General features: G+C 73.4%; 19 protein-coding genes and 1 pseudogene. 9 read left to right on the forward strand and 11 right to left on the reverse strand.

From position 1 onward, the window contains the following. Positions 1 to 315: 315 nt before the first annotated feature. The 5 genes from ACIF9R_RS20160 to ACIF9R_RS20180 all read right to left on the reverse strand — a co-directional run bounded on the left by ACIF9R_RS20160 (position 316) and on the right by ACIF9R_RS20180 (position 6,389). The gene (locus ACIF9R_RS20160; protein ID WP_399981720.1) at positions 316 to 3,126 is read right to left on the reverse strand and encodes an ATP-binding protein; all 2,811 of its coding nucleotides are present in this window, start codon (positions 3,124 to 3,126) and stop codon (positions 316 to 318) included. Between the two features lie 520 nt (positions 3,127 to 3,646). Next, positions 3,647 to 4,195, reverse strand: a complete 549-nt coding sequence (locus ACIF9R_RS20165; RefSeq protein ID WP_399981723.1) for a GNAT family N-acetyltransferase — start codon at positions 4,193 to 4,195, stop codon at positions 3,647 to 3,649. A 43-nt stretch (positions 4,196 to 4,238) separates the two neighbouring features. Beyond that, positions 4,239 to 4,910, reverse strand: coding sequence for a hypothetical protein (locus ACIF9R_RS20170; RefSeq protein WP_399981726.1), 672 nt, complete (start codon positions 4,908 to 4,910; stop codon positions 4,239 to 4,241). Between the two features lie 373 nt (positions 4,911 to 5,283). Beyond that, positions 5,284 to 5,991 carry a TIGR04222 domain-containing membrane protein gene (locus ACIF9R_RS20175; RefSeq protein ID WP_399981729.1) on the reverse strand — a complete coding sequence of 236 codons (708 nt, stop codon included), beginning with the start codon at positions 5,989 to 5,991 and terminating at the stop codon, positions 5,284 to 5,286. A 161-nt stretch (positions 5,992 to 6,152) separates the two neighbouring features. Then, positions 6,153 to 6,389 carry a hypothetical protein gene (locus tag ACIF9R_RS20180; RefSeq protein ID WP_399981731.1) on the reverse strand — a complete coding sequence of 79 codons (237 nt, stop codon included), beginning with the start codon at positions 6,387 to 6,389 and terminating at the stop codon, positions 6,153 to 6,155. Positions 6,390 to 7,061: 672 nt separating this feature from the next. Here ACIF9R_RS20180 and ACIF9R_RS20185 point away from each other — a divergent pair. The 3 genes from ACIF9R_RS20185 to ACIF9R_RS20195 all read left to right on the forward strand — a co-directional run bounded on the left by ACIF9R_RS20185 (position 7,062) and on the right by ACIF9R_RS20195 (position 11,757). After that, a complete protein-coding gene (locus ACIF9R_RS20185; protein WP_399981733.1) occupies positions 7,062 to 7,868 on the forward strand; it encodes a hypothetical protein in 807 nt (268 codons plus the stop codon). After that, a complete protein-coding gene (locus tag ACIF9R_RS20190; protein ID WP_399981736.1) occupies positions 7,865 to 10,117 on the forward strand; it encodes a hypothetical protein in 2,253 nt (750 codons plus the stop codon). The genes ACIF9R_RS20185 and ACIF9R_RS20190 overlap by 4 nt, the downstream gene beginning before the upstream one ends. A gap of 74 nt (positions 10,118 to 10,191) precedes the next feature. Then, on the forward strand, positions 10,192 to 11,757 hold the full coding sequence (locus ACIF9R_RS20195) for a hypothetical protein (RefSeq protein WP_399981738.1): 1,566 nt from the start codon (positions 10,192 to 10,194) through the stop codon (positions 11,755 to 11,757). A 112-nt stretch (positions 11,758 to 11,869) separates the two neighbouring features. On the opposite strand, the gene ACIF9R_RS20200 is transcribed toward ACIF9R_RS20195, so the two are convergent. Genes ACIF9R_RS20200 through modA form a run of 3 tightly spaced genes read right to left on the reverse strand, consistent with a single transcriptional unit; the run spans position 11,870 to position 14,639 of the window. Next, positions 11,870 to 12,943, reverse strand: a complete 1,074-nt coding sequence (locus tag ACIF9R_RS20200) for an ABC transporter ATP-binding protein (protein ID WP_399981740.1) — start codon at positions 12,941 to 12,943, stop codon at positions 11,870 to 11,872. Positions 12,944 to 12,963: 20 nt separating this feature from the next. After that, positions 12,964 to 13,821 carry an ABC transporter permease gene (locus ACIF9R_RS20205; protein WP_399981742.1) on the reverse strand — a complete coding sequence of 286 codons (858 nt, stop codon included), beginning with the start codon at positions 13,819 to 13,821 and terminating at the stop codon, positions 12,964 to 12,966. Then, positions 13,818 to 14,639 (reverse strand): molybdate ABC transporter substrate-binding protein, encoded by an 822-nt coding sequence (gene modA, locus ACIF9R_RS20210; RefSeq protein ID WP_399981745.1) that lies wholly within the window; start codon positions 14,637 to 14,639, stop codon positions 13,818 to 13,820. Before modA ends, ACIF9R_RS20205 begins: the two co-directional genes overlap by 4 nt. Positions 14,640 to 14,967: 328 nt before the next feature. Here modA and ACIF9R_RS20215 point away from each other — a divergent pair, with 328 nt between their 5' ends. From ACIF9R_RS20215 to ACIF9R_RS20240, 6 genes and pseudogenes are all read left to right on the forward strand, one after another. Beyond that, positions 14,968 to 15,219 carry a hypothetical protein gene (locus ACIF9R_RS20215; RefSeq protein WP_399981748.1) on the forward strand — a complete coding sequence of 84 codons (252 nt, stop codon included), beginning with the start codon at positions 14,968 to 14,970 and terminating at the stop codon, positions 15,217 to 15,219. After that, the gene (locus tag ACIF9R_RS20220; RefSeq protein ID WP_399981750.1) at positions 15,216 to 15,584 is read left to right on the forward strand and encodes a helix-turn-helix domain-containing protein; all 369 of its coding nucleotides are present in this window, start codon (positions 15,216 to 15,218) and stop codon (positions 15,582 to 15,584) included. Before ACIF9R_RS20215 ends, ACIF9R_RS20220 begins: the two co-directional genes overlap by 4 nt. 134 nt (positions 15,585 to 15,718) lie before the next feature. Next, positions 15,719 to 16,225 (forward strand): annotated as a pseudogene (uraD, locus tag ACIF9R_RS20225) (2-oxo-4-hydroxy-4-carboxy-5-ureidoimidazoline decarboxylase); the annotation flags it as partial. 278 nt (positions 16,226 to 16,503) lie between these two features. Further along, positions 16,504 to 16,860 (forward strand): hydroxyisourate hydrolase, encoded by a 357-nt coding sequence (uraH, locus tag ACIF9R_RS20230; RefSeq protein WP_399981752.1) that lies wholly within the window; start codon positions 16,504 to 16,506, stop codon positions 16,858 to 16,860. A 6-nt stretch (positions 16,861 to 16,866) separates the two neighbouring features. After that, positions 16,867 to 17,769 carry a factor-independent urate hydroxylase gene (pucL, locus tag ACIF9R_RS20235; protein ID WP_399981754.1) on the forward strand — a complete coding sequence of 301 codons (903 nt, stop codon included), beginning with the start codon at positions 16,867 to 16,869 and terminating at the stop codon, positions 17,767 to 17,769. 22 nt (positions 17,770 to 17,791) lie between these two features. Next, the gene (locus tag ACIF9R_RS20240) at positions 17,792 to 19,171 is read left to right on the forward strand and encodes an 8-oxoguanine deaminase (RefSeq protein ID WP_399981756.1); all 1,380 of its coding nucleotides are present in this window, start codon (positions 17,792 to 17,794) and stop codon (positions 19,169 to 19,171) included. A gap of 33 nt (positions 19,172 to 19,204) precedes the next feature. Here ACIF9R_RS20240 and ACIF9R_RS20245 read toward each other — a convergent pair whose 3' ends face one another. From ACIF9R_RS20245 to ACIF9R_RS20255, 3 genes are all read right to left on the reverse strand, one after another. After that, complete coding sequence (locus ACIF9R_RS20245) at positions 19,205 to 19,804, reverse strand: 3'-5' exoribonuclease domain-containing protein (protein WP_399981759.1); 600 nt, start codon at positions 19,802 to 19,804, stop codon at positions 19,205 to 19,207. A gap of 54 nt (positions 19,805 to 19,858) precedes the next feature. Next, entirely contained in the window at positions 19,859 to 20,524 is a 666-nt protein-coding gene (locus ACIF9R_RS20250; RefSeq protein WP_399981762.1) for a peptidoglycan recognition family protein, read from the reverse strand. 94 nt (positions 20,525 to 20,618) lie between these two features. Then, on the reverse strand, positions 20,619 to 21,503 hold the full coding sequence (locus tag ACIF9R_RS20255) for a lysozyme (RefSeq protein ID WP_399981764.1): 885 nt from the start codon (positions 21,501 to 21,503) through the stop codon (positions 20,619 to 20,621). Positions 21,504 to 21,583 lie beyond the last annotated feature (80 nt).

Here is a 21,583-nt window from a genome sequence, read left to right on the forward strand (position 1 = left end):
CGGTCCCCGGCGGGCGTCCCGGCGGGGTGCCCGAAGAGCGACGCTGTGGGGATGCCCGGGGAGGGCGCCTGGTGGGGTACACGGAGGGGGAGCAGAGCGGGTAGGCCGCGAAGGGGGCCCGGTAGGGTGCGCGGGGCGGATTGCCCGCAGAGGGAGCTCGGCGGGAAGACCCGGGGGTGGGTGGCGGGGGCACGGACGGGGCGCGGGGCGGGAAGCCCGCAGAGGGTGTCCGGTGGGGGTGCGCGGGCAGCGGGCCTGCGCGGACAGCGGGCCTGCGCGGGCAGTGGGCCTGCGGAACCCGCGGAGCGAACCGCGCTACGGGGTGCGGCGGCCCGCCGCCAGTCGGACGATGTCGACCCGGGACCGGATGCCCAGCTTGCGGTACACCCGGGTGAGGGTCGCCTCCACGGTCTTCACGCTGATGAACAGCCGGCCGGCTATCTCCCGGTTGGTGGCACCCTCCATCACCAGCGCGGCGACCTGGCGTTCCATCTGGGCGAGCCCGTCCAGAACGGCCGGAGTGGCGGCCGGCACCGGTTCCGCCTCCGCGGGACCCGCGGCCACGGCCCGGTCCACCTGACGCAGCCACGGCAGTGCCCGGCAGCGCCGGAACAGCCGGGCCGCCTCCTCGTATCCGCCCGGCCCCGGGTTCCGGGAGCGCAGCCGCGCCAGCGCGAAGGCGGCGCGCGCCTCCTCCAGGCCGAACCCCAGCTTGGCCAGCCGCTCCTGCGCCGCCACCAACTGCGCCTGCGCCGCCTGGTTCTCACCCCGCGCGGCACGCACCAGCGCCTCCGCGCGGTCGAGTACGGCCAGCACACTCGCCCGGTTCAGCCGCAGCGCGTGCACCCGGGTGACGTTGATGAGGTCCTGCGCCTCACCGGGCTCACCGATCCGCACCAGCGCCTCGGCGAGGTCGCCCTGCCAGCGGCCCCGCGCCGGGTCGTTGATGCCCATGCCGTGTTCCAGTTCCCGCACCCGGCGCAGGGAGCGGACCGCGGCCTGAGCGTCACCGGCCACCAACTGGGCGTAGCCCAGGGCGGCCAGGGCCAGCGAGAGATACAACTGGTCGCCGTCCACCTCCGCGTGGTCCGCGGACTCGCGGGCCAGCGCCAGCGCCCGGTCCACGTCCCCGCCCGACGCCTCCGCGAGCGAGGCGAGCATGGCGGAGGCGCTTTCGCCGATCCCGGAGTCCCGGGCCAGCCGTAGGCTCTCCCCGGCCAGGTCCAGTGCCCGGCCGCAGTGCCCGAAGCGCAGTTCGGTGTCGGCGAGCAGCCGCGAGAAGTGCACCTCGCTCTCGACCATGCCGCGCCGCCGGGCCTCCCGCAGCAGCGCGGTGATGGCCGTACGGGCCTCGGGCAGCTGGTCGCTCATCAGCAGCCAGCGGAATCTGGCCATGGCGGCGCCGTTGTGGTGGCTGGCCACATCGGGGTCCTGGGGCTCCTGGAGGGCCCGCTGGATCGTGGCGGGAGCGTCCGGGTGCCCCATCAGCGTCTCGGTGGACGACTGGAAGGCGAGGGCCATCAGCTCGGTACGCCGGTCCCCGCCCCGGGCCGCCAGCTCCGCCGCGTGGGCGGCCTCCTGGCGGGCCTTGGCGAAGTCGCCGTCCACCACCACCTCGCGCCAGGCCAGCTGGTAGTGGACCAGCGCGAGCAGCCGGGGGTCGTCACCGGCGTCGGCCAGTACCTGCGGGAAGACCGCGTCGACCTCACCGAGGGCCTGCCCGGCCGCCTCGATCACCACCATCCAGGCCCGCACCCGCTCCGCCGGTACCGTCGCCCGGGTCAGTACCTCCCTGGCTATGTCCCGGGCCAGGTCCACCTCGCCCGCGTTGATCGCGTCCTCGGCGGCCTGGAGCCGCCGCTCGTCCGGGCCCGGCTCACCGTCGGCAGGGGTGTGCCGGGCGGCGAGCAGCCCGAGCGAGGCGGCCACCGACGGCGCCCCGCGGTCCCGCGCCAGCGCGGCGGCCTCGCCCAGCCGGGCCGCCACCTCCGGGTCGGTGCCGGTGGCGGCCAGCGCCAGATGCCGGGCCCGCTCGATGGGGTCGGACGCCGCCGTGGACAGCGCCGTGTGCACCGCCCGCCGCTCCCGCGCCGGGGCCTCCGCGTACAGCGCGGCCGAGATCAGCGGATGCGCGAAGCGCAGGGCCGGCTCCTCCGGATCCGTCGCCAGCAGCCCCAGGGCGGCGGCCTGGGCCGTCTCGGCCTCGGCGTTGTCCCGGCCGGCCGCGTGCAGCAGCGCCAGGGTGGGCCGGGCGCCCGCGCTGGCCACCAGCAGGGTGCGGCGCGCCTCGTCCGACAGCATCTCCAGCCGGCTGAGCACCAGCGCCCGCAGTGACGTCGGCACCGGCAGCGGCTCGCCCGGACGGGGCCGGGTGGGACTCTCCGCGAGGGCGCGGCCCAGTTCCAGCGCGAACAGCGCGTTGCCCGCGCTGGTGCGATGGATGTCACGGACCGTGGAGCGGGACAGCCCGGTGTAGCCGCGGTGGTCGAGCAGCGCGGACACCTGGCCGCGGGAGAACGGGCCCAGCCGCACCGCGAGCGTGTCCGGCGGGCAGGCCCGCAGATGACGGTCGTACTCCTCGCCGTCCGTACGGACCGCGCACAGCATCCGCACCGGGCTGTCGTCGAGCCGGCGGGCGGCGAAACCGAGCAGTTCGGCGCTGGCCGGATCCAGCCACTGCAGATCGTCGGCGACGAGCAGCACCGGCCCCTTCGCGGCCAGCGCGCGCAGCGTGGACAGCACCGCGAGCCGCAACGCGAGTCCGTCCCGCTGGAGCGTGGACTCGCCGCGCCCGGTGAGCGCCGACTCCAGGGCGGTGCGCTGGGCGGCGGGCAGCCGGGGGGCCACGTCGTCCAGCACCAGACCGAACAGATCGGCCAGCGCCAGGAACGGAAGATGTGATTCTGACTCCGTGGCCGAGCAGCGCAGTACCGTCCGCGCCGCCCCGGCGTTTTCCGCCGCGAGTGCCCGCAGCACAGTGGATTTTCCAATTCCGGCAGGCCCGTGGAGCAGCACGCTGCCCCCTCGGGCGAGCTGCTCCCGGGCGTCGGAGAACAGCTCCTCCCTGCCGATGACCAGGTCGGGGCGGTACCTGGCAGACTCCTTGAAGTCCGGTCGCACGGTCACCGCTCCCCTCCGTGTGGCGCGTCCAGGCCAATATTAGGCAACGGGCTCCTTAATTCCGGCCGGACGGTGTAGTGAGTCAAACTACATGGAGCGCGACAACCGTAAATCCAAAGTCGTACCGGTGGTAATGCCCGATTCGGCACATCTCCGCACCCCGCGCCCCGCACCCTGGGGCAACCATCTCGCGCGGTGGGCCGCGACCACGCCTGCCCCCCGGGTCCGCACGCCCGGTTTCCGCATCGCGGAGCGCGCATATACGCGTTGACCGTCCCGGCCGGCACCCCCAGCCGCGCTGCGGCCACCCTGTCGGTGGCCCTCGCGGTCACCCAGGCGAGCACATCCACCTCCCGGAGCGTCGGCCGCACCGCCGGGGACCGCGCGCTGTCCGCTGTGAGCAGGCACACGCGGCGCGCGGTCCTGCGGGGCCCCGCGCGCCGCGGCCGGCTCACCGAGGGCGACCGGTGCCATCGAGTCGGCGGTGTGCTCGTGGCCGGTCCGGCGGCCGGGGGCACTGCGGTGATCACTTCGGCGGTCTCGTCGTCGGCGTCCCTCCGGCGGGCGGGACGCCGACGCGCATGCACACACGGGGCCACCGGTCGAGCCCGTGCGCGGCCTCCTCGGCGCGGATCCCGCGCAGCCCGGGGGTGAGTTCCGCCTCGGTCAGGGTGCGGAAGCCGAGGCGCGCGTAGTACGGGGCGTTCCACGGGACGTCGGCGAACGTGGTCAGCGTGAGCGCGGCCAGACCCTCCTCGCGGGCGTGGTGGGCGGCGTGGGCGAGCAGGGCGCGGCCCACCCCCCGGCGGGCCGAGCGGGGGTGGACGGACACCTGCTCGACATGGAGCGCGCCGTCCACCGGTTCGGCGATCAGATAGCCGACGGGCCGGTCGTCGGGCCCGTCGGCCGCGACCCAGCAGCGGCCCGCCCGCCGGTAGCGCTCCAGCGTCTTGAGGGCGGGTGGTTCGTCGTCGGCGATGTCCGGCAGGCCGATGCCGCGGAACGGGGCACCGGCCGCCCGTTCGATGTCCTGGAGGGCGGGCAGTTCGCCGGGGGCGGCGGGACGGATGCGCATCCGCCGAGTATCGGGCGCCCGGGGCGAGTGCGTCGCCGGGTTTTCAGGACCCGCCGGCGTGCAGGGTGTCGGCGGGGCCGTTCATGGGCTGCGGGGTGCCGGTGAGGTCCAGCAGGAACAGCGGGACGCCCAGTGCGTCGGCGCGGGACCGGGCCTCCTCGGTGTATCCGGCGACGGAGAAGTACAGGCACACGGAGGATTCCGTCATCGCCGTCAGCCACAGACACTCCACGTCCCGTGGGGTGGCCGGCCGTGCCGAAGGGTCGACCCGGGTCAGGACACCCCGGCCGGCCAGGCCGATGCCGGACGGGGGCCGCCGGTCCGCGCGCCGGATGTCCTCGTGGCCGAGCCGGCGCAGATACAGCACGGCGGCCGTGACGGCGTCCCGCGCGGTGCGGATCGGCACCGCGGGGAGGGCGGGGCGTCCGGGCCTGCCGGGCCGGACGGACGCCTCGGGGCCCGCCACCGGGATCCACAGCACCGTGCCGCACGGGCAGCCCAGTTCGGGGCGCGGCCACTCGCCGCGCCGCCCGCAGCCCCCGCAGCGCAGGGTGATCCACTCCTCCCGCCAGGCGCGAGGGCCGACGGTGCCGGGTACCCCGTCGAGGTCCAGGGGCGGGCTGACGGGTGCGCCGCACGCGCAGGGGTACGTCGGTGCCGTGTAACGGTGTGAGCGCAGGCAGGAGGGACAGTGCACCGGCACGCTCTCCGACATGGCGCCCCTCCCGTGTTCGCGAGACAGCGTCCATCGTCCTCCTCCGGCCCGCCCGTGTCCGGCGCTTGCTCCTCCGGGGGAGCTTTGGGACGAGGCCGGTTCAGGGCGGCAGGGGGCCGGGGCGCAGCCCCGGGACAACGGTGCCGGGTACTTCGTCGAGGTCCAGGGGCGGGCTGACGGGTGCGCCGCATACGCAGGGGTACGACGGTGCCGTGCAGCGGTGCGAGCGCAGGCAGGAAGGACGGTGGGCGGCACTTGACCTTCCGGGGCAGTTCGGCTGGGGCGCGGCCCCCGGGGCGGGACGGGAAGGGGAGGCGGGGCGTGAACCGCTCGGGCGAGCGGGCCCTCCTCGCCTCGGGACGCCCCCGCGGGCTCAGTCCGAGCCGCCGCCCCCGCAGCCCCCGCCCCCGCTGCAGCCCTCGCCCCTGCTCCCGCAGTAGAGGTGTCCGGCGCTGCCGTAGGTGCCGCCGCGCGGGGAGTGCCGGACCAGGCTCTTCTCCCGCAGGCTCACCCGCTCGGTCAGCCCGGCCCGGAGGGCGAAGCGGGGCACGAGGACCCGCAGGGCGGCCACGTCGTGCAGGGCGACGGCGAGGAGTATGTCGTGGTCCGGCAGGCCGCGCCGGGCCTCCGGCAGCGGATATGCCTTCCGGAGCACCTGCAGCCGCCGCCGGGCCGCCCTGGTCCGGCCCAGCGGCGGATACCGGAGCATCCCCGCCTCCGCGAGCCCGACCCGCACCTCGGCCACCGCCCAGCGCACTGTCAGGTCCCGGACCAGCTCCCTCACCTCGGAGGGCTCCTGAAGGCAGTGGTACACCGCGCTCTCGAGATACGCCGCCCGCATCGCGCCCGTGACGGCCCCGTCCCGCCCCTCGACGTCCTCGACCGTCTGTCCGGGCGGTGGAAGCGGCGGCAGGGCCCGTCCCGCATCCCCGTCGACGGCCCGTATCGTGCCCGGCGCGCCCGCCTCGACAGCGCCCCGCAGATGCAGGGCCACGACGGCGACGGTGACCGCGGCGCGCGGGCCGCCGGCCAGCAGGGCGAGCTCGTGCGGCGTCCCCCGGACGCCCTTGCTGCCGTTCATGGCATGGCACCCCCTGAGCCGGGGCCCGCCGCCCCCGTGCCGGCGGGCCCCGTGTGCGAGGAGTGTGCCCGACCGCGGGGCCGGCCGAAGCCTCCCGGGGCTGCCTTCAGAGGAACATTTGAGGGTTCCGTAGCCGGGGTACGGCCGATGCTGTACGGAGGCTACGGCTCGTGGTGCTCCGACAGACCCGGCCAGTCGTCGGGGCCGCCGCCCTGCCACTCGATGAGGTCGGTTCCCTCGACATCGGTGACGTACAGGTCGGCCAGCCGCAGGATCTCGCCCACGTCGTCGACGTGTGTGGCGATGCCCAGCGTTTCGTCGCCCGTGGTGACCCGCCGGGAGCCGTCCAGAGCGGGCGAGTGCACCACGATGTGCGGATGCTCCGTCGGTTGTGCCATGTCCCCAGGCTGCTCCGCCCCGCCCGGATCCGCACCCCGGCGACGTGAGGGCCCGGATACGGGAACGTCCGCATCCGGGCGGCCGAGTCGCACGGGCCGGGGTTGTCGACGGCTGCGGCGGCTCTCTGGCGCCTGCCCGCAGGTCGAAGGAGAAAGCCCGCGGCCTTCACCGCCGCACTCTTCAGCCGCCGAGGCGCGCCGGCCCTTGAGGGCGCCTCTCGGCGGGGTGTGGCCGGCGGGCCTCGCGAGGCAGCCGGTCGAAGGCCTCGGTGCCCGAACGGTCGCCGGGCTTGTCCCAGCGGGCAACCCGCCTGTCGTAACCGGCCGTGCGCAGCCGGCCGGGCAGGTCCTCCAGCGGGAGCGAGCCCGTGCCGGGGCGTCGTGGCCGGGCTGCCGGCCGCGGCGCATGACCGGTCCCCGTGCGGGTCGATCACCGACGGCGTGTCCTCGCCGTTCATCGCGAGGTGGTTCAGGTCCATCAGGAACCGCGCGTGGTCCAGGACCGTGGCCGCATGGCGCCTGCCCACGGCGTCCACGCGGCCGGCGCGACTGTCCGTGGCCGGGGAGCGGCTGCCGAGATGGCGCGGGGCAAACGTCATGGGTGACGTGTTTGAGCCGACAGTTCTGGGAAGGCGAACGTCCATGGCTGGTCATAGGAGTTGGGGGACGGCGATGATCAGATCCCGGGCGGTGCCCACGAACGGCCTCTCACCGGTCTACAACGAGACAGGCGCCGCGTCCGCGAGGTTCCTGCTGTGGCTCCGGGAGGAGGTGGGAGGAGCCGAAGGGCGCCGTGTGGCCAGCTCCGCCTATGCCCACCAAGAGCGTTGCACCCTGGACATGGTCGGAGACGTCGTGGACCGCCTGGCCGCGCTCGGCTGGATCGCTGTCCACAACGGCTCCGGTGCCGTACCGCCCCTGGTCGGCCCCACCCCCGCCGGACTCGCCGAGGCACGGGTCTGGGACGAGGCGTACGCCGACCGGGAGACCCGTCGCCGTTATGCCAAGGCGGCCCTGTTCGCCTGGTGGGACCGGGCGGGCCAGTACCACGACGGCGGGGCCGGCGCGGAGGACTTCCTCTGGGCGCGGGAGGCCTTCTACTGCGGCCGGCAACTCGCCTTCGAGGACCTGGAGTACGCCAAGGACCACCTGGACCTGCCTGCCCCGGTGCATGTCGGCGTCATGGAGCACGGCGCCGGAGTCTTCCTCTCCTTCGAACAACTGGCCGGCCTCGTACGGGCGTCCCGCCCCGATCTGTCGGAGAGCGACACCGAGGTACGGCAGGTACGCGAACTCGCCGCCGCCCTGACCGACGCCTCACGGTCCGGCGCCCGGCCTGACGCCGGAACCGTGGAACGCTTTCTCCGCAGCAGCCGGGATCTCGTCCAGGCCGGATCGAGGTCGGTGGGCTCCATGAGCCGTGACATGGCCTCCGGTATCGTCTCCGACATCCTCGGCTCCATGCTGAGGCTGGGATGACCGGCCCTCGGGGCCCGGCCCCGGCGGACCACCAGATCCCGGAGGTGTACGCGCGTCAGCCCGTGCTGCGCCGGCTGGTGCCGAGGCTGGTCGGTCTCAGCCGTGACCACCACCGCAGGGTCCCGCACCGCGAGTTCGCCGACGACCTGCCCGTGGTCCTGCTCACGGGGCGGCACGGCACCGGCAAGAGCGCCATGCTGGACGACCTCCAGCAGGCATACGCCCCCGACAGCGGCCCCTGGCCCGGCCCGCGCGTGCCCTTTGCGCGCATCAACTGCGCGGAGCTCCAGGAACGGGCCCCGGTCGGACCGGAGATGTCCAACAACTCCTACGCGGTGGAGATGCTCGTCGAACTCGTCGCCCAACTGTCCCGCCCTGTCGCCGGGTTCGGACGGCTGCGCTTCCCGCGTACCACCGCCGGCCTGCTCGCCGTGGTGTCCGCCCGGCGCCCCGGCGACGACCGCGAGCTGCGGGTCACCGACCGGCACGCGGCCACCTTGATGGGTGTCCCGCCCGAGGCGCACCCCCGCCCCACCTGGGACACGCTCTTCCGGACCGCGCTGCCCGCACCGCCCGTCGGCGGCTCCCTCGACCCGGAGGCGTTCCCCGAGGCGGCCGTGCGCACCTTCCTCGGTGGACGGCGCCGCGGACTCTCCGCCCGTCGGCTCGTGGCCTGGTACGAGACGTACCGCAGCGAGGCCGACAACCGGCTGCGCGGTCTGCCGCCGGGCGCGTCCGGACAGCCGCACCCCGTGCCGGCCGCCGAACGAGCGCCGTTCGTGGCCCGGCTCTGCCAGGAGTTCCACCAGGGACGCGGCTTCCGGCGCGGCGTCGAACGCATGCTGTCCGCCGCCTTCCTCGAGGACGTGCGCTACGGTCCCTTCCGCCGCGCGAACCGTGCCCCGCGCCCCCTGGTGCTCCTCGACAACGCGCACACCGACGCCGGCCGCGACTTCCTGGAACTGCTCCTGGAACAGCGGGCGGGGCGCGGCGCCCGCGACCGGATGGTGGTGATCGCCACCGAACTGCACGGTGACGACAGCCCGGATCCGCGGGTCGACGCCCCCGACGGCGGGGACGACCCCTACCCGGAGGCGGCGCGGCGCTCCCTGCCCGACATCGGCACCGACTCCGGCTGGAGCCGCGAGTCCACCGCCCCCTCCGCCGGAGTGCTGCTGCTGCCGCTGCCGCCGCTGGAGTGCGAGCACCTGGAACGGATGCTCCGGCGTGACGACCACGCCTCCTTCGACCCGTACATCGCGAGTGCCCTGCACGACCTCACCCGGGGGCACCCCATGGGCGCCCGCAGGCTGTGCGAGGCGGTGGTGGACCGGGCCCGCACGGACGAGTGGGTGGCCGCCGGGGAGCTGCTCGACCTGGTTCACCCGGGCGGGGCCGGCGAGTCGGTCGTCTGGCGGCTGCTCGACACCCTGGTCGGCAGCGAGAACCACGACGAGCTGTGCCTGTTCTCCCTCGCCTGGGACCGGGAGGCCGCCGAGCAACTGGCCGAACGCTGGGTGCCGCGCCGCATCGACGGACTGCCCGCGGCCGACGGCGCCGCCGGCCGGCTGGAACGGGAGCGCTGGTCGCGCGGACCGGGCAGCCGGCCCTTCATCACGGACCGCTTTCTGCGCGCTCTGCTGGTCCACCAGATGCGCAGTGGACGCGGCGGCCGGGGCGTGGACTGGTCCGGTGCGCACGGACTGCTCGCCGCGCACCACCGGCGGCGAGCCGAGGCCCGCTCGGGACGTGCGGCGCGTGACGAGTGGTCCCGCTTCCTGTGGCACCGGCTGGCCGCGGGCGAGGCACGGGAGGTCGTCGACCGGCTGTACGCGGAGTTCGTCCGGCCGGACGGCGACGCGCTCGACTGGCTGCGCATACTGCGCACCGTCGCCCATGCGCCGCGTCCCCCCGGTAACGACTGGTTCGAGCGGTGTCAGGAGGTCGCCCGGGGGCGCCGGGACCTGCTCCATCTGCGCGCCGACCCCGGCGCCGGCCTGGAGAAGCAGGCCGTCAACCGGCTGCTGCACGCTCTCTGGTACGCGGCGGACGAACTGGCCGAGGCGGACCGCGAGCTGGCCGACAGGATCGGCCAGGACCTGTCGTTCCTGTCCGCCCAGCATCTCACCGGCCGTGCGGTCCTGGCCCAGGCCGCCATCCGCTGGCCCCGCTCGGTCAAGGACGGTGAGGACTGGCCCCTGGACCACCGTTGGCAGGGCGACCGGCCGGGCGCCGGAGCGGCACGATGAAGCCCCGGGACCGACGGACCTGGAGGTGGCTGCCGGGGCGGCTCCGCTTCCGAGTGCTTGGTCTTGTCGACGTAGTGGCCCTGTGGGCCGTGGTCGCCGCCCTCACCACCGCGGGCGCCTGGTGGGGCCTGGACAGTTACCGGCAGCACCGCGACTACTGCTCCGCCGACCAACAGCTGCGACGGACGGGCCCGGGGCGGGAGTGCATCGGCGTGACGGCGAAGGCGTATCCCTTCGCCCCGGACCTCGCGGACGTCCTGGGCCGGATCGAGGACGAGAACGAGGCGGCGAGCGCGTCGGGCAAGCCGGTGGTGAGTATCGCCCTCGTGATGCCGTACACCTCCCGCAGCCCCGGCGCGGCCATGTCGAAGGAGCTGATCCGGCACTCCCTCCAGGGGGCGTACATCGCCCAGCGCGGACACAACCACGGCCCGGCCACCGGCGACACCGCCGTCCGGCTGCTCTTCGCCAACGTGGGCGAGGACCTGAGCCACTGGCGGCCCGTGACCGACGCGCTGGCCGCCCAACGCGGGGACAGGGCCCCGGTCGTGGCCGCCATCGGCTTCCCCAACAGCGACGACGCCACTCTCGCCGCTGTACGGGACGGCCTCGGACCCGCGCGGATCCCGGCGGTCAGCGCCGTGCTCAGCTCCCGCGACATGGAGCACCCCTATCTGTTCAAGGTCTCGCCCTCCACCGACCAGTTGGTCGACGCGCTCCAGCGCTACGTGGGCGCGAACGAGGTGGACCGGAAGAACACCTTCATGATTGCCGACGACCGCGACGACAACTACGTCGCCAATCTGCGCCGGGTCTTCCGCCGCGAGTTCGGCGCGCAGTACGGCATCACCCCCGACCAGGTGGAGCGGCGCACCGAGACCTACCAGGGCATCAAAGGGCCCGCCCGGGGCACCCCGCAGATCTTCCGGCGGGCGGTGGCCGCGATGTGCGCGGTCGACGCCCGCACCGTGTTCCTGGCCGGCCGTGACGCGGATCTGCCACCCTTCCTGGAGACCATCGACCGCACCAGTTCCTGCGACCGGGGCCCGGACGATGAACCGCTGCGCGTCCTGCGTGTCAGCACCGGCCGCGACCCGGTCACCGAGACCGACGCGATGCGCCGCACGGCCGAACGGAACAACGTCGAGATCGTGACCGCGGCCGCCGTGGACGCACCCCGCTGGCTCTCCGGCCCCGACGGCGACAAACGGATCCCGAAGGCCTTCGCCCCCTTCGCCGACTCCTACGAGCGCTCCTTCGCCGGTGAGGCCCCCGACGCCCTCAACGACGGCTACGCCGTGATGTACCACGACGCGCTCACCGCCGTGGGCACCGCCGTGGCCGCGGCCCGGGACAGCGACATCGACGCCGTGACCCACAACGACGTCTACGACGAACTGCGCCGCGGCAGCCCTCTGGAACACTGCGCCGCCGGCTGTGTGCCGGGCGCGAGCGGTGTCTTCACGTTCGCCGACGAGAGGGCGGGACGGGACTCCGGCACCGGACCGGAGCGGGTGGCGGGCCTGTGGCCGGTCTGTAAGCCGGTGCCCGTGGTGACCTTCCCGGAGGAGCGCCGGGACCGGTCGCCGCTCCACCGGACGTATCAGGAACCGGGTGAGCACACCTGCCCGCGGCCCTGAGCGGACGGTCACCGGGGCGCGGACCGGACGCGGCAGGGGAGGGGGCGTCATCCGGCGCGTGGTTGATCCGCCCGTCCATCGCGGTGGGCGGCGGCCGCAGCCGGGCCGGCTCTCAGCCGCGGTAGGCGTGGGTCTGGGTGGCCTTGGCCGAGGCCCAGACGGTGGCGCCGGGACGCAGGTCCAGCTCGGCGGCGGCGACCGTGGTCAGGTCGGCGGCGAGGGGGAGTTCGCCGGTGAGGTCGGCGCGGATCCGGTCGCCGTGGGTCTCAAGACCGGCCACTTCGCAGCGCCAGAGGTTGCGGGCACTGGCGCCGGTCGGGCGGTCCCGGTACAGGGTGACGGCGCTGGGCGGGAAGGCGACGAACACGGGCCCGGTCAGCTTCTCGGCGGTCGTGATGGCGGGTCCGTCGTCGAGTCGCACCGTGTGGCCTTCGGCCCGGCCCCGGTAGAGGTTGAGGCCGACCAGGTGGGCGATGTAGTCGGTGCGGGGGTGGCGGGCGATGTGGGAGGGGGCGCCCTCCTGGACGACCCGGCCGTCCTCGATGACGACGAGGTGGTCGGCGAGCACCATGGCGTCCAGCGGGTCGTGGGTGACCAGTACGGCGACGGCCTCGAAGTCGGCGAGGTGGCGGCGGAGCTGGGCGCGGACGTCGAGGCGGGTGCGGGCGTCGAGGGCGGCGAGCGGTTCGTCGAGGAGGAGCAGCCGGGGGTGGGTGGCCAGGGCGCGGGCGAGGGCGACGCGCTGGGCCTGCCCGCCGGAGAGCCGGCGGGGCTTCGCGCCGGCGTGCTCGGCGAGGCCCATACGCTCCAGCCACGCGGCGGCCCGCCGCCGGGCCTCCGCCTTGCCCGCGCCCCGGCAGCGCGGGCCGAAGGCCACGTTGTCCAGCGCGGAGAGGTGGGGGAAGAGCAGGTAGTCCTGGAAGACGACACCGACCGGCCGGGACTCCGGCGGCGTACGGTCCAGCTCCCGGCCGTCGAGTCGCAGATGACCGCCGGAGAGCGGGAGGAGGCCGGCGAGCGCCCGCAGGGCGGTGGTCTTGCCGGCGCCGTTCGGGCCGAGCAGGGCGACCACGTCGCCGGGCGCCGTGCTCAGCGGCACGTCGAGACGGAAGGCGCCGCGCTCGACGACGAGCCGCGCGTCGAGGCCCTCGGCGGACGGGACGGCGGTCCCGGCGGTGTCGGACACCGGTGTCCTCTCCCTGGCGGTCACGAGGCGGTCATCCAGCGGTCGCGCAGTCCGGCGAGTACGGCGACGGACACGGCCAGCAGGACCAGGCTGAGGGCGATGGCCGCCTCCGGGTCGCTCTGCAGGGCGAGGTAGACGGCCAGCGGCATGGTCTGGGTGCGGCCGGGAAAGTTCCCGGCGAAGGTGATGGTCGCGCCGAACTCGCCGAGCGCCCGTGCCCAGGCCAGGACGGCGCCTGCCGCGATCCCGGGTGCGATCAGCGGCAGCGTGACCCGGCGGAACGCGGTGAAGCGGGAGGCGCCGAGGGTGGTGGCCGCCTCCTCGTAGCGGGGGTCGGCCGCGCGCAGCGTGCCCTCGACGCTGATGACGAGGAACGGCATCGCCACGAACGCCTCGGCCACGATCACGCCCGCGGTGGTGAACGGCAGCGTGATGCCGAACCAGGAGTCCAGCCACTGCCCCACGACCCCGTTGCGGCCCAGCGCCATCAGCAGGGCGACACCGCCCACCACCGGCGGCAGCACCAGCGGCAGGGTCACCAGGGCCCGTACGAGACCGCGTCCCGGGAAGTCGACCCGGGCCAGTAGCCAGGCCAGCGGAACGCCGATCACCATGCTCACCACGGTCGCCGCCGTGGCGCAGATCAGCGACAGCCTCAGCGCCTGCCACACCTCGGCACTGGTCAGCAGCTCGGGCATGCTCGCCCAGGGCGCCCGGATCAGCAGGGCGACCAGGGGGAGCACCAGGAACGCCAGGCCGATCAGCGCGGGCACGAGCAGCGGAAGGGGAGCCCCGCCCCGGAGGCGGTCGGCCCTTCGGGGGCGACGCCGCGGCCCACCCGGACGAGGGCCGGCCGCGGTCCCGTGCTGTGTGGTCACGGCGCGGTGAACCCCGCCCCGGTCAGCACCTCCCGGCCCTCGGCGGACCGCACCAGCTCGATGAACGCGCGGCCGGCCTCGGCGTTCGGCGCGTCCTTGAGCAGGGTGATCGGGTAGTCGTTGATCGCCTCGGCGGCCTCGGGGAACTCCACGCCCTCCACCCTGCCACTCGCCGCCCGCACATCGGTCCTGTAGACGACGGCCGCGTCGGCCTCCTTCAGGACCACCTTGTTGAGGGCGGACTTGACGTCGTCCTCGTAGGAGACGGGCGTGAGCTCGAGGTCGGCCGCGGTCAGCGCCTTCTCGGCCGCGGCACCGCACGGCGCCGCCCTGTCGCACAGCACGACCTTCGGACCACTGGCCGTGAGGTCCTTCAAGGTGGCGATCCTGTCCGGGTTGCCGGGAAGGGTGGCGATCTCCAACTGGTTGCGGACGAACGTGGCCGGGGTCCCGGCGGCGTCCCCGGCGTCCGTGACGACCTTCATCGTCCTGGGGCTGGCGGAGGCGAACACGTCGGCCGGGGCGCCGCTGGTGATCCCCGCGGCGAGCGAGTCGCTGCCGCCGAAGTTGAAGACGACCTTCGTGCCCGGGTGCCGCTTCTCGAACTCCTCGCCCAGCTTCGTGAAGCTCTCCGTCAGCGAGGCGGCGGCGAAGACGTTCACGGTCCCGGACAGCTCGCCGGAAGCGCCGGCCGAGGCGTCGGACCCGGTGCCGGAGTCCGCGCCGGAGGACGAGCAGGCGCTCAGGGCCAGCAGCGCGGCCACGCCCGCGCCGGTCACCTGAAGCACCCGGCGGTTCCGGCGTGCGATTCGGGTCATCACGGTCCACTCCCTCACGGTCCTGCACGGACACGGCTACGGGTCACGGCAACCGCCGGAACGCGGCTGCCGACCCGGGATCCCGATGATATCGCCGCAGATGCAAGGTGAAATACCAATGCGGCCCTCGCATCTGCCGGTCTTGCTGTGCGAATCGGCTGACATGTGCGGATGTGCGCACAGGGTGGGGCCGGGTATCTCCAGGTCGGCTAGGGTCGCCTCGTGGTGGGCGGACCGCTCCCTCGTGGTGAAGGTGTTCGGCTTGCGGTGCGCCCTCGCGAGGGGTGGTCTGGGTGGAAGAGCGGGTCGGAGAGGTCGAGGGGGCGCAGTGCGTTTGAGAGTGGAGTTCACGACCGAGCCCTTCGACCTCGATGAGGCGCCCGCGCACGCCGTGGTGGCCCGGAGGGTCATCGAGGGGGCCGCGCTGGACGCGGTGGACGTCGGCCCGTTCGGCAACACCGCCGAGGGCGGCGCCGACGCGGTGCTCGCCGCCGTGGACGCGCTGCTGCGCCGGAGCCTGACGGCCGGCGCCACCCGTGTGTCGCTCCAGATCAACGTGGTCGAGGAGGGCGACCGGTGACCGGCACCGGTGACGCCGCGTTCATCGCGGCGGTGAAACCGCTGGTCGACGCCATGGGCGGCGAACTCCTCCCGCCGGACGAGGCGGGGGCCGACGACGTGGTGCTCTCCTGGGAGGGGGCCGCCGCGGTCGCCGTACGGCTGCCGCAGCTCGCGGACTCCCTCGATCACATTCTCGCGGCCCTGGAGCGTCGACAGGGCGTGCCGCTGGCGGAGCTGGACCGCAAGGCGAAGCAGGAGATCGTACGAGGTCTGGAGGCGCGCGGTGCCTTCGCCGTGCGGCACGGCGTGGAGATCGTGGCGAGCGCGCTCGGGGTGAGCCGCTTCACCGTCTACAACTACCTCAACCGCGACAAGGGCGCCTGACCTCCGGGGCGTCGGCGCTCTCCTGTTCACCACTGGTCGATTTTCAACAAACTGTTGACGCGCGGTCCGGAACAGCGTTCACTGTCGGCACGCCCGTTCGCTGCGCAAGGCCGTCCATGGCCACGGAGGCTCACGTGACGCCGACATCCCCGCCCCCGGGGCCGGCCCGCTTCAACGCCCTGGAGGAGCAGGCGGCCCTCGCGGCGCTCCACGAGGTGTGCGCCGCCTCGGCCTGGGCCCGCCGACTGCTCACCTCACGCCCCTACGCCACCGCCGACGACCTGTACACCGCCAGTGACGCCGCCACGGCCGCGCTGACCACGGCGGATCTGGAGGAGGCGATGGCCGGGCATCCGCCGATCGGCCGCCCCAGGCCCGGGGACCCGGTCTCCGCGCGGGAGCAGAGCGGGATGGCGGGCGCACCGGACCGGCTGAAGGCGGAGATGCTCGAACTGAACCTGGCCTACCAGGAACGATTCGGTCATGTCTTCCTCATCTGCGCAACCGGCCGGACCGGCGAGCAGATGCGCGACGCCGTGCGGGAACGGCTCGGCAACACGCCGGAGCGGGAGCGCGAGATCATCCGCGCCGAACTGGGGAAGATCAACCGCATCCGGCTGGCCCGCCTGCTCGAACCCGAAGCCGAAGCCGAACCAGAAGCCCCGGCCGAACCCGAAGCCGAAGCCGAAGCCGAAGCCGAACCAGAAGCTCAAGCCGAACCAGAAGCCCCGGCCGAACCCGAACCAGTAGCGCAAGCCGAAGTCGAAGCCGAAGTCGAAGCCGAAGTCGAAGCCGAAGCCGAACCCGAAGCGGAAGCCGAACCCGAAGCGGAAGCCGAAGCGGAAGCCGGAGCCGGAGCCGAAGTGGAAGGGGAGACGGAAGCCGGAGCCGGAGTCCACGCCGCGGAGGACCGACCCACATGAGCACCGACACCACCGCCTCCGTGTCCACCCACATCCTCGACACCAGCGCCGGCCGCCCCGCCGGGGGAGTCGCCGTCCGCCTCTCCGCGCGTCCCGGCCGGCAGGCCGCCTGGCAGGCGCTCGGCGGCTCCGCGACCGACGCGGACGGACGGTGCAAGGACCTGCCGTCCCTGCCGGAGGGCACCACTCATGTACGGCTTGACTTCGCGGTGGAGCCGTACTTCGGGGAGGACGGCGGCGCGGGTGTGTTCTTCCCGGAGGTGGCGGTCACGTTCGCCGTCGTGCCGGGCGAGCACTACCACGTACCGCTGCTGCTCAGCCCGTTCGGCTACTCCGTTTACCGAGGGAGCTAGCACACCATGCCCACGATCCTGGGACAGAACCAGTACGGCAAGGCCGAGACCCGAGTCGTGAAGATCACGCGGGACGGCGCCACCCACCACATCAAGGACCTGAACGTCTCCGTAGCCCTCTCCGGCGACATGGAGGAGGTCCACTACTCCGGATCGAACGCGAACGTCCTGCCGACCGACACCACCAAGAACACCGTGTACGCCTTCGCCAGGGAACACGGCATCGCGTCGGCCGAACAGTTCGGCATCCACCTCGCCCGGCACTTCGTCACCTCGCAGGAGGCCATCCATCGGGCGCGCATCCGCGTCGAGGAGTACGCCTGGGAGCGCATCGCGACCTCCGACGCCCGCGAGGCCCGGCACTCCTTCGTCCGCACGGGCCAGGAGACCCGCCTGACACAGGTCACCTACGACGGCGCGACGTGGGAGGTCGTCTCCGGGCTGAAGGACCTGACGGTGCTGAACTCCACCGACTCGGAGTTCTGGGGCTACGTCAAGGACAAGTACACGACGCTCAAAGAGGCCTACGACCGTATCCTCGCCACCTCGGTCTCCGCCCGCTGGCGGTTCCACTGGACCGGCGACGAGGAGCCGGTGCCCGACTGGGAGACGTCCTACGCGGAGGTCAGGAAGCATTTGCTCCAGGCCTTCGCCGAGACCTACTCCCTCTCGCTGCAGCAGACGCTCTACCGGATGGGCGCGCGGATCATCGAGCACCGGGGCGAGATCGACGAGGTGCGCTTCTCCCTCCCCAACAGCCACCACTTCCTGGTGGACCTGGAACCGTTCGGGCTGAAGAACGACAACGAGGTGTTCTTCGCCGCCGACCGCCCGTACGGCCTGATCGAGGGCACCGTGCTGCGGGACGGCTGCGAGGCGCGGATCCCGGTGGACCTCACCAACCTCTGACCGCGGCGAAAAGGGACGGACCATGGCAGCAGACCGGCGCATCGTCATCGAGAACTGCGCGATCGCGACCGTCGACGCGCACGACACCGAGTACGCCTCCGGTCACCTCGTCCTCGCCGGTGACCGCATCGAATCGCTCGGCGCGGGCACGGCCCCCCGGGACCTCCGCGACGTCGTACGCCGGATCGACGCCACCGGGCATCTGGTGACCCCCGGCCTGGTCAACACCCATCACCACTTCTACCAGTGGATCACCCGGGGTCTGGCCACCGACCACAACCTGTTCGACTGGCTCGTCGCGCTCTACCCGACCTGGGCGCGGATCGACGAGCCGATGGTGCGCGCGGCGGCCCAGGGTTCGCTCGCGATGATGGCCCGCGGCGGTGTCACCACCGCCATGGACCACCACTACGTCTTCCCGCGGGGCTCCGGCGACCTGTCCGGCGCGATCATCGAGGCCGCTCGTGAGATGGGCGTCCGTTTCACCCTCGCCCGCGGTTCCATGGACCGGAGCGAGAAGGACGGCGGGCTGCCCCCGGACTTCGCCGTCGAGACCCTCGACGACGCGCTCGCCGCCACCGAGGAGACGGTGCGCCGCCACCACGACACCTCCTTCGGCGCCATGACACAGGTCGCCGTCGCCCCGTGCTCGCCCTTCTCCGTGTCCACCGAACTGATGCGGCAGGGCGCGGAGTCGGCCCGCCGTCTCGGCGTGCGCCTGCACACCCACGGTTCGGAGACCGTGGAGGAGGAGAAGTTCTGCCACGAGCTGTTCGGCATGGGCCCGACCGACTACTTCGAGTCCACCGGCTGGCTCGGCGAGGACGTGTGGATGGCGCACTGCGTCCACATGAACGACTCCGACATCGCCGCCTTCGCCCGTACGAGGACCGGCGTCGCCCACTGCCCCTCCTCCAACGCCCGCCTCGCGGCCGGGATCGCCCGTGTCCCCGACCTGCTCGCGGCCGGTGTCCCCGTGGGTCTCGGTGTGGACGGCACCGCCTCCAACGAGTCCGGCGAACTGCACACCGAACTGCGCAACGCCCTGCTCGTGGGCCGCCTCGGTGCCCACCGCGAGGCGGCCCTGAACGTCCGGCAGGCGCTGCGGCTCGGCACCCATGGCGGGGCCCAAGTGCTCGGCCGTGAGGGGGAGATCGGCTCCCTGGAGCCCGGCAAGCTCGCCGATCTGGTGCTCTGGCGGATGGACACCCTCGCGCACGCCTCCATCGCCGACCCGGTGACGGCGCTGGTCCTCGGCGCGGCGGCCCCGGTCACCGCGTCCTTCGTGGGCGGCCGTCAGATCGTGGAGAACGGCCATCTGCTCACGGCCGACGAGGACGCGATCGCCCGCTCCACACGCGCCGAGGCGCGGCGACTGGCGGACATCGCCGCGCGGGGCTGACTCCCGCCGACGCTCCCGGCCCGGAGGCGGCCCTCACGGGCGGGCGGGCCCCGGCCACGCCATCAGGTTCGCGAACAGTTCGGCCTGCTCGATCGCGTCGTCCAGGGCGTGGTGGGTGTGTCGGCGGCGGGACAGCAGCTCACGCGGCATGGTGCGCTTGGCCACCGCCCGGAGCGGCAGCCCCGCCTTGGTGGCGTACAGGGTCTTCATGTCGAGGCAGCCCGAGTGTCCGAAGGGACTGGCCCCGGTGAAGCGGATCAGGTACCAGTACAGGAACGTCCAGTCGTACGACGCCGGGTAGCCGCACATCACCGGCTGGGCGCCGGCCGCCGCCTCACCCACCCAGGTGGTGAACTCCCGCATGACGAGCGTCGGTTCGTCGCCCTCGGTACCGAGCCGATCCCGGTCGAGTCCGCTCACCGCCAGCGCCTCGGGCTCGAACTCCTCGCTGATCGGGCGCAGTTCCCGGTAGAAGGTCCGCTCCCCGGGATCGGCCGCCCGGAATCCGTCGGCGTCCTGCACACCGGCCACCGAGGCGCCCAGGCTCAGCATGGAGTACGGGCCGGGGATGGGCCCGTCGGCCTCGATGTCGACGGAGATGTACAGGCTGGGTCTGGGACGTCGTGGTGTCATGGGACGCAAGGATCGCAGGCCGGGGCGTGCTCCCGCACCCGGAATCCGCCGCCGTCAGGCCGCGCGGGCCGCCGCCACTTCCGCCCGCAGCCGGGGGAGCATGTCGTGGTAGACGCCCGGGCAGAGGGTCTGGCCGTAGTCCTTGTGGCCGTAGATCTGCGCGGACGGGATGCCGTACCGCGCGCAGGTGTACGCGCAGAGCGCCACCAGTACCTCCCACTGGGCGCCGGGCGGTACCGCGCCCGCGTGGTAGGCGCCCTCGTTCGCGATCCCGATGGCCTGGCTGTTCTGCCCGGAGGTGTGGGAGCCGAGCACGAAGTTCCGGCCCCCGGTGAGCGCCTGGAGGCTGCCGTGCCGGCCCTCGGTGATCCAGCCGCCCCGGCTGACCAGGAAGTGGTAACCGGTGTCGACCCATTTGTTCTTGTCCAGGTGCAAATCCTGGACCCAGTGGGCGTGGGCGTGCGCCTGGGCCCGGGAGAAGTCGGTGGAGTTGGTGCTCACCGTGTGGTGGATGACGATCCTGCTCGGCCGGTACGCCAGGAGGCTGATGGTTCCCTGCGGGGACCGGGCGCCCCACGCCGCGGTGGAGTCGATGTCCGGCTCGACGACATCGGCGTCCTGGGCCCGTGCGGTGCCCGGCAGTGCGGTGGCGGCGGCCAGGCCGGCCGCGCCGGCGAGCAACAGGCGGCGTCGTGAAGCGTTCTCGGGGGGCACGATCACTCCTCGGTTCGGGGGAGAGGGTGGGGGACGCGGGGGAGCGGGCGACGGGCGGCCGCCGGCTCCCCCGCGTGATCGCGTAGGGGGGTTCGTACCGTCAGGTGTTGTTGGCCAGCGCCAGGAGCCGGTCGCGGGAGCCGTTGAACTTGTTGCGGTCGACGTTGCCCGCCACGCCGCCGACCGAACCGGTGCTGGTGTACTGCCACACCGTCCAGGTGGGGAATCCGCTGGGGATCGTGGGGGACGACGCGGAGGTCCAGTGAGCCACCCACAGCGGGCTCTTGGCCGACATGCCGGTCCAGTTGCCGGTGCAGGTGTTCCACCAGCTCGCCGTCGTGTAGATGACTACATCACGGCTGGTGCGCGCCTTGTAGGTGGTGTAGAAGTCGTTGATCCAGTTGCGCATCTGGGTGGTGGACAGGCCGTAGCACATGGCTCCGTACGGGTTGTGCTCGATGTCCAGCACGCCCGGCAGGGTCAGGTTGTCGCGCGACCAGGCGCCGCCGTTGGTGGCGAAGTAGTTCGCCTGGGTGGCGCCGCTGGAGGCGTTGGGCAGCGCGAAGTGGTAGGCGCCGCGGATCACGCCCGCGCCGTGGGCGGCGGGGTAGTTCGTGTTGAAGCTCGGGTCCTTGTAGCCGGTGCCCTCGGTCGCCTTCATCCAGGCGAACTGGATCCCGGAGTTGCGGACCGAGGTCCAGTTGATGGAGCCCTGCCAGTGCGAGACGTCGATGCCCTGGACGCCGTCGGTCGGGGCCAGTACGCCCCTCGACGGCTCTTCGGCGGGCACGCCCTCGTGGACGCGGGTGCCCGCGCCCATGTAGGCCTCGCCGGGCTCGATGGTGACGCGGTCCCGGTCCGGCAGGGGAGCGGCGGTCGCGCCGCCGACGGCGGTGGCCGTCAGGGCGAGGGCGGTGCCGACGACGCCGAGCGCCGTGGCGGTGCGTCTGCGGGGGCCGGTCAGAGCGCGCGGGACGGAGATCATGGGGCTGCCTCCTGGACACATGTGGGGATGAGCGAAGGAGGTGACGTCGGCCGCTGCCACCTGGGCAGATCCGTGCTGAA

Source organism: Streptomyces sp. NPDC086080 (genome assembly GCF_044540255.1).
In the GTDB taxonomy this organism is placed as follows: domain Bacteria; phylum Actinomycetota; class Actinomycetes; order Streptomycetales; family Streptomycetaceae; genus Streptomyces.